The following is a 14,993-nucleotide window of genomic DNA, read 5'->3' as shown; positions in this document are numbered from 1 at the left end:
CGGCGCATCCGGGTACAGAAGCTTGTAGCTGGTAATCCACGTGGCGGTGGAAATTGCAGTTCAAAATCGCGCTATTGCCGTTCCGTTTCGGGAACTTCGAGCGGACGATGGTCTTGGATGACCCTTCTTTGGTGAAATGAGGCAACCATGAGAACCAGGCCTGCCCGGCTGAAGCACGTCGCTGGCTTCAACATAGACGCTGTGGCTGCTGCAGCGGGTGAGGATCCAAACACTCTGCGCCTGGAGAATCTTGATACCGACCTTCTTCCGCCTCCGTTGGCGATCGAAGCTACCCGCGCAGCCGTTGGCCTGGACTCGGCCAACTCATACCTCCCTTTCACGGGCCAGTTGGCCGCCAAAGAAGCAGTGGCGGCCCATGTGGCTTCCCGTAGCGGCGTCAAGTACGATCCGGAAACCGAAATCATCCTGACTGCCAGCGACGGAGACTGCCTTCTGGACGCACTGCTGGCCCTGACCGAGCCCGGGGATGAAATAGTGCTCACGGACCCCACGTACGCGGGCATGCTCAACAGGGTTTATCTGGCAGGAGGCGTGCCGCGGTTGGTGCCGATGACAGCCGGGGATGGAACCTGGCGGTTGGACATCGATGCGTTGGAAGCGGCGGTCGCACCCGGAACGAGGGCCGTCTTTCTCCAGAATCCGTCGTTTCCCGCCGGCTACAGGCTCAACGACCACGAGTGGCAGGCAATTACCAGGCTATGTGTGGAGCAGGACCTGTGGCTGATCTATTGGTCATTTATGGAGGGAGTCGTCTACGACGGCTTGCCGGTTGTGAGCCCGGTGTCCTACCCGGGGATGCGGGACCGCACAGTCATTGTTGGCGCACCCTCGATCGAGCAGCGGATGATCGGCTGGAGGATCGGGTGGATCGTCGCCCCCGCCGAGGTGATACCGGACCTCGCAATGGTTCACATCTACAACGGCATCACCCCCGGAGGCATCGCCCAGGCCGGGCTGATCGCTGCCCTGGGCGGGACCGATGACGGACTGGCTCAATGCATCGAAGAGTGGCAACGCCGGCGTGACGCCCTTACCGCGTCCCTGGAAGGCTTTGCCATGATCCCAGCTGCCGGAGGTTGGTCGCAGATCCTGGACACCACGGAGCATGGGGTGAATCCATCGGACCTTTCCAGAGTGCTGTTAGGGCATGGTGTAGCCGCCACTGCCATGACTGGCTGGGGCGGCGACGTAGCGGGCCGTCATCTGCGTCTTGTTTTTAGCAACGAACCTGTTGAACGGATCGAACTTCTCGGTGACCGGTTCAGGGCGGCGGTGCGTGAGGCGGGCGGACGCAACCCGTAGAACGCCGGGAGTCAGTTGATGGACGTGGGACCGGAGGGGCTGAATCCGGACCCTTGGGTTTCACTCAGCTGGCATGAAGAGCGCCGACAGAATCACTCCTCCGTAAAGTCCCCGGCATCCCTGCGGAACGTCCCCAGGACGCGGATGAGGTGATCGACGTCGTCGGCTCCGAAGCCCGAGTTGCCGAAAACTTCAGAGTTGAGGGCCGCCGTCGCCTTCTTCGCCAGGGTGCGGCCTTCGGCGGTGAGTTCGATCAGGGTGGTCCGTCCGTCGGTTGGGTGCGGGGAACGGGCCACCAGGCCGGCCTTTTCCAAACGGTCGACGGCGTTGGTCACGGAGGTGGGATGCACCTGCAGGAGCGCGCTCGCCTTATTCATGGGGAGCGCACCGCTGCGGGCGAAACTCAGCAGGGCAAGGAGTTCGTAGCGGGCGAAGGTCAGCCCGAACGGTTTGAGGACCGTCTCGATGCGCGCAAGCAGGATCTGCTGGGTGCGCATGATCGCGGTGATGGCAGCCATGGGCGCGGCAACATCGCCCCAACCATGCCGTTCCCAGTTGCGTTGGGCGTCGGCGATGGGGTCTCGGGGGAGTGGGGTGCCCATGGGCCTCCTTCGTTGCTTGGTTGACTAGTCTTTCAGATTCGGGAACTCTTCCTCGGTGTACTCCAGGCCGAGACCTGCCGGGAGCGGTCCGGCGCCGTGCCTGGCCACTTCTGTGCCGCGAAGTTCCACACGCCTGATCTTGCCTGAAATGGTCTTGGGCAGTTCACCGAACTCGAGTCGCCGGATGCGTTTGAAAGGCGCCAGGTGCTCGCGACAATATCGCAGGATGTCCTCGGCAACGGCGGGCCCGGGTTCGTAGCCGGCGGCGAGCACCACAAACGCTTTCGGCACCGAAAGCTTCACGGGATCCGGCGAAGGCACGACGGCGGCCTCCGCAACTGCGGGGTGTTCGATCAGTACGCTTTCAAGTTCGAAAGGCGACAAACGGTAGTCGGAGGATTTGAAGACGTCGTCGTCGCGGCCCACATAGGTGATGACGCCGTCGGCGTCCCGGCTGGCCATATCCCCGGTGTGGTAATAACCGTCGCGAAACGCTTCGGCTGTTTTCGCCTCATCGCCGAAGTAGCTTTTCATGAGCCCCACAGGTCGGGGGTCCAAGCGCAGGCAGAGTTCACCGTCGTCGGCTTCCTTGCCGGTGAATGGGTCGACCAGGACGACGTCGTAGCCGGGCAGCGGCCGACCCATGGAACCGATCTTGACTGGCTGTGCTGGCGTGTTCGCGATCTGGACGGTGGATTCGGTCTGGCCAAAACCGTCGCGGATAGTGACGCCCCACGCTTCCTCCACCTGGCCGATGACCTCCGCGTTCAGCGGTTCGCCGGCGGACACCACCTTCCGGGGCGGCGAGGCCAGCTGCGTGAGGTCCGCCTGGATGAGCATGCGCCAGACGGTGGGCGGTGCACAGAAACTCGTGACTCCTTCGCGGCCCATTTGGTCCATGAGGGCGGCCGCATTGAAGCGTTCGTAGTTGTAGATGAAGACGCAGGCCTCGGCGATCCAGGGCGTGAAGACGTTGGACCAGGCGTGCTTGGCCCAGCCGGGGGAGGCGACGTTAAGGTGCACGTCGCCGGGTTCAAGGCCGATCCAGTACATCGTGGAGAGGTGGCCCACGGGGTAGGAGGTGTGGGTGTGCTCCACCAGCTTGGCGCGCGAGGTGGTGCCGGACGTGAAGTACAGCAGCATCGTCTCGTCGGCTTTGGTGGGGGCCTCGGGCGTGAACTCCTCCTGTGCAGAGAAGGAATCTCCGTACTGTTTGGCTTCCGCGTTGGTGCGTTCCCCGCCAATCTCGATCAGCGTGTAGTCGCCTTCCACAGCGGCGAACTTCCCGATGTTGGCGCTACCCACGGCCACCCAGTTGGCACCGCCCCGTTCTACCCGGTCTTGAAGATCCCGGGCGCCCATGAGGGTGGTGGTGGGGATCATGACGATGCCCAGCTTGATGCCGGCAAGCATGAGCTCCCAGAGCTCCACCTGGTTGCCGAGCATGATGATCATGTGGTCCCCGCGCTTGACGCCCTCGCTGCGCAGCCAGTTGGCGAGTTGGGAGGACCGCTGCGAAAGGTCCGCAAACGTGCGCCGGGTGGAACTGCCGTCCTGCTCAACGATGACCAGTGCCGGCTTGTTTCCCCGTTCCGGATCCGCAGCGATCTGGTCGAACCAGTCCAGGGCGAAGTTGAACTCGTCAAAACGTGGCCATTCGAATTCCCTGTGTGCCTGCTTGTAGTCCTCGCGCAGTTCCAGCAGCCGGTCACGGGCCGCACGGAAGTCTTCTGTGACTGTCATAGTCCGCCTTTCGCTGGGGATTACTGTCTCGGCGCCATCGCCGGAGTATCCCGCCTAGTGGTCCACATCACCTTGCAATATACTAGGACATCCAAGGGTTTGGAAGAGCCTGCGTTGGACATGACGAAGGGGTCAAATGCTCGACGAAAAAGCAGCTGCCGGCACCGTTACCAGCGGCGAACCGATACAGAAAGTCCTCCCTCCTTATCCGGAGGCGGATCTGATGCATGTAGTGGACCTGCTTCCTGCGGGGGAGCAGGCGCGGTACGCGGAGGTGCGGGAGTTCCTCCAAAGGCGGATCCGCGCTGCCAGCATCGAATATTGGAACCGCGAAGAGTTCCCGTTCGGGCTCCTGGCCGAGATGGCCAAATATGGGCTCGGCGGGCTGCAGACCGACGGCTCCTCCAAGCTGTTCAAGGGCCTCATGTACACGGAGATCGCCCGGGCAGACGTGTCGCTTTCTGCACTGGTTGGCATCCATAACGAACTCATCGTCGGCATGATCCATGAACTCGGCTCTCCCGAACAGAAGCGGAAGTGGCTGCCGGGGCTGGAAGCCTTCACCCAGTTGGGTGCCTTCGCGCTCACGGAACCGGACCACGGTTCGGACATCGCCGGGGGACTCTCGACGACGGCGCGGCGCGACGGCGGCGAATGGGTCATCAACGGTGCCAAGCGCTGGATTGGGGCCGGCACGATTGCCGACTTCGCCTTGGTGTGGGCCCGTGATGTGTCTGATCACCAGATCAAGGGCTTCATCGTGGAGACGGACCGGGCAGGTTACTCGGCCACCAAGATCACCAACAAGATCGGCCTCCGCATCATGCAGAATGCGGACATCACGCTGGACGACGTCCGGATTCCTGAGGATAACCTGCTGCCCGGTGCCACAGCGTTCTCGCGGGCCAATGACCTGCTGCGGGATTCGCGGGCCTGGGTTGGTTGGCAGGCTGCGGGCATCCAGTTGGCGGCCTTCGATATTGCCCGGTCCTACGCCCTGGAGCGAAAGCAGTTCGGCAAGGAATTGGCCAGGTTCCAGCTCATCCAGCAGCAACTTGCGGACATCCTGGGCAACGCCAACGCTTCACTGTCCTTGATGGTGGAACTCGCACGCATCCAGCAGGCCGGGAAGCTGGAAATGGTGCAGGCCGCCATGTGCAAGGCGACCACAACGCGCTTGGCGCGCTCGTCCGTGGCTATGGGCCGATCGCTGATGGGCGGAAACGGCATCACCACGGATTACGAGATGGGCAAGCTCTTCGGCGACGCCGAAATCCTGTACACCTACGAGGGCAGCTACGAGATCAACTCCATGATCGTGACCAGGGCGGTAACGGGAAAGTCGGCGTTCGTCTAAGACGACAAAGAGGGCATCTCTTCGCCGGTGGAACGCTGGCGAAGAGATGCCCTCTTGTTGCAAACTGCTATGAGCTTTGGGTTAGGACCTGGACGGGCTCCGAGGAGGCAGGCTCCGGCGATGCCGGCTCCGAGGAGGTTGGTTCCGGGGAGGCTGGTTCGGGGGACGGGGCCGCGGCTGCGTGCTCGGCCAAAACCCCTGTCCGGTGCCTGATACGGAGGCGGTAGAGAAGTGTTCCGCCGATGATCACGGCAGCAACGAACATGACGCCGCCCCACTGCAGGTACCACTCAAAGGGCGGCACAGAGTTGTAAATCTCCGGCCGTGGCCAAATCAGGTTCATTGTCATGGCACCGCCCCAGAGCACTGCCAGGATGTTCACGGGCAGCCCCCATTTGCCGAGGCTGAATCCAGGTTCTGACCCATCGTCCTTCAGGGGCCACTTCTTGAGGAACCGGCGCCGTAGCATCGGCACCGTGACCAGCAGGTAGGAGAGGTAGATCAGGACGATGCTGATGCTGGAAAGAATGGTGAAGATGGCCGGCTGGGAGATGTTGACGATCAGCGGGATCACTGCCACTGCACCGATAACGATGGCAGCCACTGTCGGGGTTTTGCGGGTGGGGTGCACTTTGCTGAGCTGGCGGCTGAAGGGAAGGTTGTTGTCCCTGGCCATGGCGAACATCATCCGGATAGCTGCTGCGTGTACGGCCAGGGTGCAGACTACGACGGCCACGACGATGCAAACCAGGAATGCCTTGCCGAAGGGGCCGCCCAGCACGGAAAGCACGATGTACTGGAGTCCGCCATCGGCAGCTCCGAGCTTGGGATCGGAAAGATTGGGTGCGGCCAGGATGCCGCCCAGGAGGAGCAGTCCTCCCAAGAGGAAGGACGCCGTAACAGCCCGCAGGATGGCCTTGGGCGCCGTGCGCTTGGGGTCCTTGGTTTCCTCGCCCAGGGAGCTTGCTGTGTCGAATCCATACATGACGTAGCCGGAGGCCATGGCGGCAATCATGAACACCCCGAAGAAGCCGAGGGGATGTCCTTCCCCGAATCCGGCAGTATCCAGGAGGACTTCGGGTCCGCGGACGGAATGCCATATCAGCGCCGCGATCAGCAGGACGGCCGCAACCAGTTCCACGAACACACCCACGCTGTTGATCATGGTCATGAGTTTCACGCCGAAAGCGTTGATGAGCGTGGAAATACCTATCATGATGCTTGCGAGGATGACCCCGTTGACGGCGAAGTCGTAGGGACCTGTTCCATCGCCCACGAGCTGGAAGCCACTCCAGATCTGCGGCAATGTGATTTGAAGGGCCAAGGCAACGGATCCCAGAGCCATGATCGAGGAAATGAGGAGCAACCAGCCTGCCAGCCAAGCCCACGTTCCGGTCGAGAGCCGTTTGGCCCAGTTGTAGACCGATCCCGCCACCGGGTAGCGGCCAGCCAGTTCCGCAAAGCACAGGGCCACCATCAGCTGGCCGACGAAGACGATGGGCCATGACCACGCGTAGGCGGGCCCGGCCGTGGAAAAGCCGAAGTAAAAGAGTTGAAAAACGCCGGTAAGGATGGAGATGTAGCTGACGCCGGCGGCGAAGCTGGCGAACTTGCCGATGCTGCGGTCAAGGGTTTGTGCGTAGCCAAACTCGTCCATGCCGCTTGCATCGCTCTTGCGGGGTCCTAATTTGCTGGGTTCTGACATTCGAACTCCTAACTCAGACGTGCACCGAATGGTGATGACCTGCGGCCGCCATTGGTCGCAGTCGAAATCAAATGGCCGGGCACCACTGTGTGCCTCCGGCTGTTCCCCCATTGTTGTAACGGGGCTGGCTGGGCCTTCGATGTGGTCAAAGTCCAGGCCATGCCCGCCAAGCCGCAACCGTATGGGTGTGGCGTGGGTCATAAGAAGAGGTTAGTTCAGATTGAACAGGCGTTCAAGACTTGTTTATGAACAAATGTTCAAGAATAATGCAGGTGCCCTTTCCAGGCTTTAGCGCTCGCGGGCACTGACATGTGGGCATGGCAACGTGGACACTGAAACGCCGGTGGGGGCGCTGGGTGCACCCTCCACCGGTGTTTTCAATGGCAATCACCTGCTCAGGCGGGGGTCAAGCTGAAGTCCGCCTCCGCCGTCGTGGTTTCATCCGTCCGGCTGGCCCTGATGAGGTCCGCGCACCGCTCACCAATCATCATGACGGTGATGTTGGGGTTCACGGTGACGTGTTCCGGCATGACGGAGGCATCGGCAACGCGCAGGCCTGTAACGCCCTTGACCCGCAACTCGGGATCCAGCGGTGACATGTCGTCGTCCACGGGACCCATCCGGACAGTGCCGACGGGGTGGTAGACCGTGTTGTGCGTTTTGCGGATGTAATCCTGCAGTTCCTCGTCCGTCTGTGCCTCGATACCAGGCGAGAGCTCCCGGCCGGCCCATTCAGCCATGGCTGGCTGCGCGGCGATTTCCCGGGCCTTGCGGATGCCGGCAACCATGACGCGCATGTCGTGGCCCTCCGGATCCGTGAAGTAGCGGGGGTCGACCATCGGCTTGTCGCGGAAGTCCCGGCTGCGAAGCCGGACTGTCCCGCGGGAACGGGCATGGGTGACGTTCGGCGTGAGGCTGAAGCCATTCTCCGTGGTGGGGTAGCCGTACCGAAGGGTGTTCATGTCGAAGGGGACAGAGCCGTAATGCATCATCAGGTCCGGGCGGTCCAGACCCTCTTCGGTGGGGGTGAAGATGCCAATCTCCCACCACTGGGTGGAGGTCTGAACCATCGGGTGCTTGGCCTCGAACTGCACCACGCCTTCCGGGTGGTCCTGCAGGTGCTCGCCGACGCCGGGGGAGTCGACCACCACGTCGATGCCGTGCGCGGCCAGATGCGCGGCCGGGCCGATGCCGGAGAGCATGAGGAGCTTGGGGGAGTCGATGGCGCCGGTGGACAGGATGACCTCGCGATGCGCTGTGAGCCGGTGGGTCCGGCCGAAAGCCGAGTCCACGACGTCGACGCCGGTGCAGCGCTTGTCTGCGTCGAATACCAGTTGGCGGGCACGCAGGCCGGTCAGCAGCGTGAAGTTTTCACGATCGATGATGGGGTGGATGTAGGAGACCGAGCTGGAGGAACGCGTCCCGTCCGAACGGCGGTTGATCTGGAAAAAGTTGGCGCCGTTGATCACCGTGCTGCCGTCGTTGAACTTAGCGCGGGGGATGCCGGCCTGCTCGCAGGCGTCAAGGAGCGCGACGCCGGCGGGGTCCGCCGGGGGCACGTTCATCAGGTGCACGGGCCCCGAATCGCCATGGTGGGGAGCATCCGGGCCGGCGTCCTCATTGGTTTCCAGCCGCTGGTACAAGGGCCAGGCGGCAGCAGCATTCCAGCCGGTGGCGCCGTACTTTGACTCCCACTCGTCCAGGTCTTCGCGAGGAGCCCAGAATGCGATGCAGGAGTTGTGGCTGGAGCAGCCGCCCATGACTTTGGCGCGGGCGTGGCGCATGAAGGAGTTGCCGTTCTCCTGCGGTTCCACCGGGTAGTCCCAGTCATAGCCCGACTCCAGCAGTTCCATCCACCGGTCAAGCTGCAGGATCTCGGGGAGGCCGCGGTCATCCGGACCAGCTTCAACCAGCGCCACGGTAACGGAAGGATCCTCGCTCAGTCGGGCGGCTACAGCGGCTCCGGCAGAACCGCCGCCGATGACGACGTAGTCGAACCCTCGGTCATTGAGGTTCTCGATGTTGTCGGTGTGCATCTATTTCTCCTTGCTGCGGTCAGCGAACCAGCCGGTTACCTGCGGGTTGGTGTTCTGGTAGATGTGCTTGGCTTCCTGGTATTCAGCGAGTCCGGTGGGACCGAGCTCGCGGCCGACGCCGGACTGGCCGAAGCCGCCCCATTCGGCCTGTGGAAGGTAGGGGTGGTAGTCGTTGATCCAAACGGTGCCGTGCCGCAGCCGGCCTGCCACCCGCTGCGCCTTGCCTGCATCCTGGGTCCAGACGGCGCCGGCCAGTCCGTAGATGGTGTCGTTCGCGGTGGCTATGGCTTCGTCTTCAGTGCGGAAGGTTTCGACCGTTACAACCGGGCCGAAGGCTTCGTCGATGACAACCGACATTCCCCGTTGGACGCGGTCCAGAATGGTCGGCTGGTAGTAATAACCGGCGTCGTACTTCTCCCCTTCAGGGGCCGCGCCACCACAACGCAACCGCGCACCTTCCGCCACGCCACGCTGGACGTAGGCATCCACCTTCTCGCGGTGGGCTGCGGAAATCAGCGGTCCGGTTTCGGCGGACTCATCGAACGGGCCGCCGAGGCGGATGTCCTGTGCCCTGCGGACCAGCTCGTCGACGAAGCGCTCGGCGATGGATTCCTCCACCACCAGCCGCGCCCCAGCGGAGCAGACCTGGCCTGAGTGCACAAACGCGCCGTTCAACGCATTGTCGACGGCGGCGTCGAAGTCAGCGTCAGCAAACACGACGTTGGGGTTCTTGCCGCCGAGCTCCAGCGCCACCTTTTTAACCGTGCCGGATGCCGCCGCGGCAATACGCTTGCCGGTTTCCAGGCCGCCCGTAAAGGAGACCAGGTCAATGTCAGGGTGTTCCGAAAGGGGTGCGCCCGCTTTGGCGCCAGGGCCTGTCACGAGGTTGGCGACGCCGTCCGGCAGGCCAAGGTCCTTGAGCAACTGCATGGCCAGGATTGCCGTGGACGGGGTCAGCTCGGCGGGCTTGAGGACGAAGGTGCAGCCAGCGGCCAGGGCGGGCGCGATCTTCCACGCAGCCTGCAGCAGCGGGTAATTCCACGGCGTGATCAAGCCGCAGACGCCAACGGGCTCGTAAACGATCTTGCTGGCGACGGCGTTGTCCCCGGCATCGACTACACGGCCCGCGGACTGCCCAGCGAGCCTTCCGAAGTATTCGAAGCAGGCAGCGATGTCGTCGATGTCGATGCGGCTTTCGATGATTCGCTTGCCGGTGTCCAGTGATTCGGCACGGGCGAACTTCTCCCGGCGTTCGCGCAGTTCAGCGGCGACCTTCAGCAGGAACGCGCCGCGTTCTGGTGCGGGGACTGAAGACCAGACGCCGGAGTCAAAGGCCGCACGAGCGGCAGAAATGGCACGCTCGGCGTCTTCGCGGCCAGCCTCGGACACCGTGGCGACCAGTTCGCCGTCGGCCGGGTTGTGGATTTGGCGGACCGCACCGGACGCAGCCGGCTCCCACGAGCCGTTGATGAAAAGAGTGGATGCGGAATCGGAGAATGTGGCTTGGGTCATACTTTGCAGATTAGTGCATCTTGAACATCTGTTCAAGAGTCAGTATGAACAAATGTTCAAGATTGCGGGCGGGTGGTGCGGGGCGTCCTCTGTAAAGGACACCCCGCACACTGTCCGGCTACTGCTGGTTCAGCCACTCCTCAAAGCGGGTGTTATAAATGGTCGCTTCGCTGCCGGGAAGCAGCTCGCCATCCTGGAGCATGGCGTTGAAGTAGCGCGCGCTAGGGTCAGTGACAACCTCGCGGGGGTCGCCATGGAAGCTGAGGCCCTTGCGGATTAGCTCATCGAGACCGAACTGCTCGGGACCGGCGACCTCAACGGTGGCGTTTCGTGGACTTCCGACTGCCGTACGGGCAACAGCGGTGGCCACGTCCTCAGCGGCCATGGGCTGGATCAGGGCGGGTGACAGACGAACAGTGTTTCCGTCAGTCGCGGCCTGGGCGATGCTCTTGACGAACTCGAAAAACTGCGTCGCGTGAACAATCGAATACGGGACGCCCGATTCCTTGATGAGCTTTTCCTGAGCGATTTTCGCCCGGAAGTAGCCACTCTCAAGCAGGCGCTCCGTGCCCACGACCGACAGCGCGACATGGTGCCCAACGCCGGCCTCCTTCTCCGCGGCGAGCTGGTTGCGGGTGGAGGTGGTAAAGAAATCGAGCACAGCCGCATCTTCAAACGAGGGCGAGTTCGACACATCGACTACAGTGTCGGCTCCCTGCAAGACATCCGCGAGGCCCTCGCCCGTGAGCGTGTTCACCCCCGAGTCAGGGGAAGCGGCCACTGCTTCGTGTCCATGTTCGCTGAGTTTGCTGACCAGTTTCGAGCCGATCAGGCCAGTGCCGCCGATAACTACGATCTTCATGATCTTTCCTTCCGATAAGTGGCGTGAAGGGATGCAGTGACATCCGTCCACCAGATATGACCGGGTACCAACACAATCTGTGACAGCCTGAGCAAAGACGGGCCGTGCTAGGACGTCACGTTCAGCCATTCCTTGAGCGTGATGTCCCCGATGCGGGATTCACCCAGGGGAACGATGCTCGTCTCTTCGATGGGTATACTGAAGTAGCCGGCTTGGGTATCAACAACCACCGGACGGGAATCATTGTGGGCCGCGAGAACCCGCCCCACGAATTCATTAATGCCTGCGCGTTCAGGGCCCGCCATTTCCAGGACGCCGTCAATCGCTGGCGAGACCGCCGTCTCCGCCACAATGCGGGCAACGTCGGCAGCAGCCATCGGCTGCATCAGGTAATTTGTCACATGAATCGACCCGTCGCGCATTCCTGCATTCGCGATGACCGGGAGGAACTCGAAGAATTGAGTTGCCCGGAGAATGGTGTAGGGCACCCCGCCTTCTCTAACAGCTTTCTCCTGCGCGGTTTTTCCGGCGAAGTAGCCGACGTCGATACGGTCGGTTCCAACGACCGACAGTGCCACATGATGCTGCACCCCGGCCCTTTTCCCGGCAGCGAGAAGATTGCGGGATGAAGTGGAGAAGAAGGGAACGACTACCTTCTCGTCGAAATCGGAAGTGTTCGTCAAGTCGACAACAACGTCCGCCCCCACCATCGCCTCATCCAATCCCTGGCCGGTCACGGAATCCACCCCGGTGGAAGGGGACGCCGCTTTCGCCTCATGGCCCTGACTGCTCAGGATCTCCACAACCTGCTTGCCGATCAGGCCGGTGCCGCCGAACACAACGATCTTCATGATGATCTTTTCCCTCCGATATTGGCTTAGCGGAATGTAGTGACATTCCGTCCACCAGCTATGACCGGGTACCGGATCAATCTGTGACAGTCAGCCCCCAACGCTCGTCACGCCGGAGAGTTTGTCTGGATTCATCGTCCACAACAGCCGGTCAATACCATCGGCAGACGCAGTGAGGGTTACCACCGCAAACACCACTCCGTCCCGGGCCAGCCGAGCGGAGGGCCGGCCGTTGGCCATGAAAGCCTGGGTATCGACGCCAAGCCAGAAACGCGACGCGAACGCCTGGTAGTACTTCGCGACCCTTTCCCGTCCGACAACAGGGAATTTCGAAGCCCGAACCTTTCCGCCGCCGTCGGAGTAACTGACGACGTCGGCGGCGAACAGAGCCTCCAGAGCGGCCAGGTTCCCGGTTCGCGCAGCAGCAAGGAATGCCTCCAGCAGGTGCCGCTGCTCGCTCACGCTCACCTCAGCACGTTTCTCATCTGCAAGGCGTTTGCGCGCCCGGCTGACCAACTGGCGGGCATTGCCTTCTGTCTGTTGGATGATCTCGGCGATCTGCTCATACGGATAGTCGAACGCTTGCCGCAGCACATACGCCGCCCGTTCGGTCGGCGACAGCTTTTCCAATATCAGCAACACCGCAAACTCGAGCGCTTCACCACGCAAGGCGCCCAGTTCAGGGTCGGCGCTTGTGTCCACAGGCTCGGGCAGCCAAGGGCCGACGTACGTCTCACGACGGGCACGTGCCGACTGCCCGACATTGATGGCAAGACGGGTGGCGGTGGTCGCCAGGAACGCTGGCGCATGCCGAACCAGGCTGCGATCGCATGTCTGCCATCGGACCCACGTCTCCTGGACGATGTCTTCCGCCTCGCTGACACTTCCGAGCATGCGGTAGGCGATCCCGAACAATCGAGGACGGACTTCCGCGAAAATTGTCGATGCCGTTTCCAATTCGGCCGCTGACCCCGTGTCGGCATCCATGCGCCCAATGTTACTGCTCGAAGGATTGGACGCTGGCCGTGGAAGCCTGAGCCGGGGCGACCTACGACGGCGGGCGAATCTGGCGGTAGATGGATGTTCCAATTCTTACCGCCCACTCACTCGACGAGTTTGTCAGCGGTCGTGACCGGTCGACGCATGTGCTTCGCAATCTCGTGCGATACAGCCGCGATGGCTTCGCGCTCGATGCCGCGAGCAGGAGACCAGACAAGATTCACCTGCAAGCTTGAATCAGGATCCGGGTAGTCGCTGCGGTTATGACAGCCGCGTGTTTCACGGCGTTCACGGGCAGCTTCGAGCGTCGCGCGCGCGGCAAGGGCGGCTGCCTTCAAGTCGAAAGCGTGTGCAAGATCCTGATATCCGGCGATGTCGGGATGCACGCCCACCTCGGTGATGCGGGCCTCAATGTCGTCGAGCTCCGCCAAGCCCTGCGTAAGACCTTCTTCATTGCGCACAACACCCGCATGCGTGGTCATGGTGTCTCGGATGGCCCGCTGGAGTACGCGGACGTTCTCGCGTCCCTTGGCGTTGAGCAGCTCATCTATCTCTTTCCGAGCTTCATCCACCGCCTCGGTTGACCGCACGTGTGCCTTGAGGGACCCCGAATACTCAGCGGCGGCTTTGCCGACGATCCTACCGAACACCAGGAGCTCGATCAGCGAGTTGCCTCCCAAACGGTTGGCGCCATGCAGGCCGCTTGAGGCCTCCCCGATTGCATAGAGACCCGCGACATCCGTGCCGTGATCGTCGGGACGGACCCAGACGCCGCCCATGGAGTAATGCGCTGTCGGTGCGATTTCCATTGGCGTCGTCGTGATGTCGAGCATCTGCAATTCGAGCATGGTCTGATAAACACGCGGCAGGCGACGCATGATGGTCTCCCGAGGCAGGTGTGAAACGTCCAGCCACACGCCACCATTGGGCGTGCCGCGGCCCTGTTGAATCTCTGTATAACAAGCCAACGCCACCCGATCTCTGGTGGAGAGCTCCATGCGCTCTGGATCGTATTTGGCCATGAAGCGTTCGCCGAGGGCGTTGGTGAGGATACCGCCCTCGCCGCGCGCGGCTTCCGAGATGAGCGTTCCTGCAGCATTCTCTGGCTCAAGAATGCCTGATGGATGGAACTGGACCAGCTCGGGGTCGCGGATGCGGCCGCCTGCGAGCACTGCCAGGCGGAAGGAATCACCAGTGTTTTCGTCCCGCCGGCTGGACGTGCGTCGCCAGATGCGGGTGTGCCCTCCGGCAGCGAGCACCACGGCGTCGGCATGGATCCGATAGCGCGTCCCGTCCGAGAGCCGGAAGCCATAGGCACCGAAGACCCGGCCCTCGGTGACAAGGATGCGCGTGATGTAAACATCGTCCAATATCGGAACGTCGAGCTCGGCGGCGCGATTTACAAGCGTGCGCTGAATTTCGAGGCCCGTATAGTCGCCGCTGAAAGCCGTCCGGCGGAACGTATGAGCACCGAAGAAACGCTGGCTGATCCGTCCATCTTCCTCGCGGGCGAATGGCATGCCATAGCGTTCCAAGTCGCTGATACCCTGGGCGGCCCCCTTGGTGACGATCTCCACGATCTCAGGGTTCGCAAGATCGTAGCTCTCCAGGATTGTGTCGGCGGCGTGCTGCTGCCAACTGTCATCCGCATCCATTGTGCCGAGAGCGGCGTTGATGCCTCCCGCCGCGAGTGAAGTGTGGGCGTCGCTTCTGGGCCTTTTGCCGACAGCGAGCACATCGACACCCAGCTCGGCCAGTTCGATCGCGGCGCGGAGTCCGGCACCTCCCGTGCCAATGACGAGCACCGACGTCGACACGAGCAGTTCCTGAGGCTTCATCACTACATTCCATTCACTCGGGATATCTGAACTTAAGATTCCTTGAGGCGCGCGCCGGTATGTCATCTTGGATTTCATTGGCGCAGCTAGTCCTCCGGTCTCGTCACCAACTAAAGACCGGACAGCCCTCGGATTTGTGACAGAAGAAACGACGGCCAGAGCTGC

The 14,993-nt window shown here is 62.2% G+C and carries 11 protein-coding genes; 2 read left to right on the top strand and 9 right to left on the bottom strand.

Annotation, left to right across the window (positions count from 1 at the left end):
• Nucleotides 1-147 precede the first annotated feature (147 nt).
• A complete protein-coding gene (locus tag ABIE18_RS02415) occupies nucleotides 148-1,323 on the top strand; it encodes a pyridoxal phosphate-dependent aminotransferase (RefSeq protein WP_499721005.1) in 1,176 nt (391 codons plus the stop codon).
• A gap of 92 nt (nucleotides 1,324-1,415) precedes the next feature.
• On the opposite strand, the gene ABIE18_RS02410 is transcribed toward ABIE18_RS02415, so the two are convergent.
• Both ABIE18_RS02410 and ABIE18_RS02405 read right to left on the bottom strand, forming a co-directional pair.
• Complete coding sequence (locus ABIE18_RS02410; protein ID WP_223947755.1) at nucleotides 1,416-1,925, bottom strand: MarR family winged helix-turn-helix transcriptional regulator; 510 nt, start codon at nucleotides 1,923-1,925, stop codon at nucleotides 1,416-1,418.
• Between the two features lie 24 nt (nucleotides 1,926-1,949).
• Nucleotides 1,950-3,668, bottom strand: a complete 1,719-nt coding sequence (locus ABIE18_RS02405) for an AMP-binding protein (RefSeq protein WP_499721004.1) — start codon at nucleotides 3,666-3,668, stop codon at nucleotides 1,950-1,952.
• A 136-nt stretch (nucleotides 3,669-3,804) separates the two neighbouring features.
• Here ABIE18_RS02405 and ABIE18_RS02400 point away from each other — a divergent pair, with 136 nt between their 5' ends.
• Nucleotides 3,805-5,025, top strand: a complete 1,221-nt coding sequence (locus ABIE18_RS02400; RefSeq protein WP_499721003.1) for an acyl-CoA dehydrogenase family protein — start codon at nucleotides 3,805-3,807, stop codon at nucleotides 5,023-5,025.
• 67 nt (nucleotides 5,026-5,092) lie between these two features.
• Here ABIE18_RS02400 and ABIE18_RS02395 read toward each other — a convergent pair whose 3' ends face one another.
• From ABIE18_RS02395 to ABIE18_RS02365, 7 genes are all read right to left on the bottom strand, one after another.
• Nucleotides 5,093-6,730 carry an APC family permease gene (locus tag ABIE18_RS02395; RefSeq protein ID WP_499721002.1) on the bottom strand — a complete coding sequence of 546 codons (1,638 nt, stop codon included), beginning with the start codon at nucleotides 6,728-6,730 and terminating at the stop codon, nucleotides 5,093-5,095.
• Nucleotides 6,731-7,125: 395 nt separating this feature from the next.
• Nucleotides 7,126-8,766 carry a GMC family oxidoreductase gene (locus ABIE18_RS02390; RefSeq protein WP_499721001.1) on the bottom strand — a complete coding sequence of 547 codons (1,641 nt, stop codon included), beginning with the start codon at nucleotides 8,764-8,766 and terminating at the stop codon, nucleotides 7,126-7,128.
• Nucleotides 8,767-10,278 carry an aldehyde dehydrogenase family protein gene (locus ABIE18_RS02385; protein WP_499721000.1) on the bottom strand — a complete coding sequence of 504 codons (1,512 nt, stop codon included), beginning with the start codon at nucleotides 10,276-10,278 and terminating at the stop codon, nucleotides 8,767-8,769. It lies immediately after the preceding gene.
• A gap of 118 nt (nucleotides 10,279-10,396) precedes the next feature.
• Nucleotides 10,397-11,140: an SDR family oxidoreductase gene (locus ABIE18_RS02380; protein ID WP_499720999.1), complete on the bottom strand. Its 744-nt coding sequence runs from the start codon at nucleotides 11,138-11,140 to the stop codon at nucleotides 10,397-10,399.
• A gap of 107 nt (nucleotides 11,141-11,247) precedes the next feature.
• Nucleotides 11,248-11,991, bottom strand: coding sequence for an SDR family oxidoreductase (locus ABIE18_RS02375; RefSeq protein WP_499720998.1), 744 nt, complete (start codon nucleotides 11,989-11,991; stop codon nucleotides 11,248-11,250).
• A gap of 90 nt (nucleotides 11,992-12,081) precedes the next feature.
• Nucleotides 12,082-12,978 carry an RNA polymerase sigma-70 factor gene (locus ABIE18_RS02370; RefSeq protein WP_499720997.1) on the bottom strand — a complete coding sequence of 299 codons (897 nt, stop codon included), beginning with the start codon at nucleotides 12,976-12,978 and terminating at the stop codon, nucleotides 12,082-12,084.
• A 116-nt stretch (nucleotides 12,979-13,094) separates the two neighbouring features.
• Nucleotides 13,095-14,828 (bottom strand): L-aspartate oxidase, encoded by a 1,734-nt coding sequence (locus ABIE18_RS02365; protein ID WP_499720996.1) that lies wholly within the window; start codon nucleotides 14,826-14,828, stop codon nucleotides 13,095-13,097.
• Nucleotides 14,829-14,993: the final 165 nt, after the last annotated feature.

The organism is Arthrobacter sp. 2762 (assembly GCF_040548745.1).
In the GTDB taxonomy this organism is placed as follows: Bacteria; Actinomycetota; Actinomycetes; order Actinomycetales; family Micrococcaceae; genus Arthrobacter.
Note: the sequence above shows the minus strand (reverse complement) of the source record. Positions and strands in the feature narration are given on the sequence as shown.